2 protein-coding genes and 1 pseudogene are annotated in these 2,728 nt (G+C 72.1%); all 3 read right to left on the bottom strand.

Features of this window, described 5'->3' with window-relative positions; genetic code table 11:
* Nucleotides 1-379 (bottom strand): annotated as a pseudogene (locus tag E1J50_RS26220) (family 2A encapsulin nanocompartment cargo protein cysteine desulfurase); the annotation flags it as partial.
* A complete protein-coding gene (locus E1J50_RS28395) occupies nucleotides 366-2,309 on the bottom strand; it encodes a family 2B encapsulin nanocompartment shell protein (RefSeq protein WP_132257189.1) in 1,944 nt (647 codons plus the stop codon). The gene E1J50_RS28395 and the pseudogene E1J50_RS26220, both read right to left, overlap by 14 nt.
* Nucleotides 2,310-2,381: 72 nt before the next feature.
* The gene (locus tag E1J50_RS26210) at nucleotides 2,382-2,588 is read right to left on the bottom strand and encodes a hypothetical protein (RefSeq protein WP_132256223.1); all 207 of its coding nucleotides are present in this window, start codon (nucleotides 2,586-2,588) and stop codon (nucleotides 2,382-2,384) included.
* Nucleotides 2,589-2,728: the final 140 nt, after the last annotated feature.

Here is a 2,728-nt window from a genome sequence, read left to right as displayed (position 1 = left end):
AGGCTCCCGTCACCCCCGGCAGGCCGACGGGCGGCGCGCCGAAGGAGCGGGCGGCGAGCGCCGAGGCGTCCGGCTGCAGGCCCTGGGGCAACCCGCCCGCGGGCGCCGAGGGGACACCCAGGCCGGCGCTCGGCAGGGGCGCGCCGCCGGGCCCCTGCGGCAGGCTCTCGAAGCCCTGCGGCACCTGCGGGCTCGCCGGGAGTTCCGGCGCGAAGGGCTGGCTTGCCGCCTGCCCCTGCCCGTAGATCTCGCGGGCGAGGCGCCCGACGAGATCCGCATGCGCCAGCTCGCCGGGGTTGCCCGCCGGCAGGCCCAGGCTGGCCGCCGGCAGGCCCAAGCTGGCCGCCGGCAGGAAGGCCGGCGCCTTAGGCGTAGTCATGGTAGTTGCCCAGGAGCACGTTATCGAGACGGGCGATCGCGTCCTCGACCAGCACGGCGGCCGAGAAGTAGCGGGTCACGAGATGCGAGGCGATGGAGTGGTCGTTGGTGCCCATGTAGCGCACCGACAGGCCGGGCTCGATCTCGCCCGTGACGCCCGACTTCTGGAGGGCGACGACGCCCTGCTCGCCCTCGCCGACGCGCAGCAGCAGGATCGAGGTGGTCTGCGCCCCCGTGACCGGGTCGGTGTCGATCGGCAGCTTGTCGCTCGGCACCAGCGGCACGCCGCGCCAGGTGATGAAGGGCGCGCCGAACAGGTGCACCACCACCGGCGGCACGCCGCGGCGGGTCGCCTCCCGGCCGAAGGCCGCGATGGCGCGCGGATGCGCCACGAAGAAGGCGGGCTTCTTCCAGACGAGCGTCAGGAGCTCGTCGAGATCGTCCGGGGTCGGCGGGCCGCCGCGGGTCGGGATGCGCTGGCGCGAGCCGACCTCGTGGAGGAGGCCGAATTGCGAGTTGTTGAGGAGCTCCCACTCCTCGCGCTCCTTCACGGCATCGACCGTGAGGCGGATCTGCTCGCGGAGCTGGTCGATCTCGTTCGAGTAGAGATCGGTGACGCGGGTATGGGTGTTGAGGATCGTCTGGATCGTGGAGAGGTGGTACTCGCGCGGATCCACCTCGTAGTCGACGAAGGTGGTCGGCAGGCGCGGCTCGCCCGCATGCACCGCCAGGAGCTCTATACCCTGCTCGCCGTAGGAATTGGTGTGGCCCTTGAGCCGGTCACGCTCCTCGATGTGCTGGGTGATGCGCGAACGGATCGCCTCGTCCTCGATCGCGGCCCGGTCGAGGGTGAGGAGCGTCACGGCCGAGAGCGCCTTCACGGCCGGGGCCGGCCCGGCCTCGCCGACGAGGGTGTCGTCCCCGAAATAGTCGCCCCGGGTGGCGAGGCCCTGGCGCAGCCGGCCCTTGTAGGGGCCCGACAGGCTCAGCTCGACCGTGCCGTCGGCGACGATCGTCAGGCTGCGTTCGGCCGAACCCTCCTCGCTGATGACCTCGCCGGCCTGATGGCGGCTCTCGGTGAACTTGCCGGCCAGCGTCGCCAGTTCGGCATCGCCGAGCCGGCTGAACAGCGGCACGGCCCGCAGGGAGCCGGGGCGGATGACCCGGCCCTTGTCGTCCGTGGCGAGATCGATGCGGCCGGGCTTGGCCAGCACCACGGCGGCCGCTGCGACCTTGGCCCCCTCGCCGACCCGGATGTTGCCGAGCACCTTCGCGCCGACGCTGAGCAGCACGCCGCGCTCGATCTTGGGGTGACGGTCGCCGCTCTCCTTGCCGTTGCCGCCGAGCGTGACCGATTGCAGGATCGAGACGTCGTCGGCGATCACCGTCGTCTCGCCGATGACGACGCCGGTGGCGTGGTCGATGAACACGCCCGAGCCGATCCGGGCGGCGGGGTGGATGTCGCAGCCGAACACTTCGGAGATCCGGCTCTGCACGTGCAGGCTGAGCGTCGCCCGCCCCTGGTGCCAGAGCCAGTGGGCCACGCGGTAGCCCTCCAGGGCGGCGAATCCCTTGTAGAACAGGAACGGGTCGAGATACCGGCGGCAGGTCGGGTCGCGCTCCCGGATCGCGACGAGGTCGCGCACCGCGTGCGCTTCGGCATGCGGGTCGGCTTCGAAGGCGGAGAGGCAGAGGTCGCGCATGGACAGGCGCGCGAGGTCGCCGTCGCCGAGCCGGTGCGCGAGGCGATAGGCGAGAGCCTGGGCGAGGCTGCGCTGGTCGAGCACCGTCGCCTGGATGATGCCCGCGTAGAGCGGCTCCTCGATGAGCGCGGCCTCCGCCTCGGCGCGCAGGTCGGCCCAGACGTCGCGCTCGTGGGTGCTGCGGCTCGTGGCCCGCAGCGGCGGCTGGGTCGTGATCGCCGCGGTCACGGCCGCGACTCCTGCAACCCGCGGGCGCGCCTCGCCCCGAGGGCGGTCCGGCCGATCGTGCGCGGCATGGGATTACTGCACACGCCGGAACAGGTCCGGCAGGTAGCGCCGCAGGGTCTCGTGACCCTCGAATTTCACGTCGACGGTCTGCGGGCGGCCGCCCTGGCCGTGGATGCTGACGACGCGGCCCCTGGCATGGCGCCAGATCCCCAAGACTTCGGCGACGTCGAGCCGCTCGAACACCACCTGATCGCCGCGCGTCATCGTCGCTGAGGCCATGGCATCATCCTTCGGAAACGGGCCGACCGGGCCGGTCGTACCGTGTGCGTGAGGCTGCGTGAGAACCGGATCCGGGCCGGCGGGAAGAGCTTTCCGGATGTCCGCGCCGGGGGAGAAGATTTCGGTCGCGGTTGGCACGG

It is taken from the genome of Methylobacterium segetis (genome assembly GCF_004348265.1).
In the GTDB taxonomy this organism is placed as follows: Bacteria; Pseudomonadota; Alphaproteobacteria; order Rhizobiales; family Beijerinckiaceae; genus Methylobacterium; species Methylobacterium segetis.
This window is presented reverse-complemented; position numbering and strand designations above follow the sequence as displayed.

Bases quoted from the DNA above. Each gene is read 5' to 3' on its own strand.
- E1J50_RS26210 (WP_132256223.1), bottom strand. From the start codon at position 2,588: ATGGCCTCAGCGACGATGACGCGCGGCGATCAGGTGGTGTTCGAGCGG.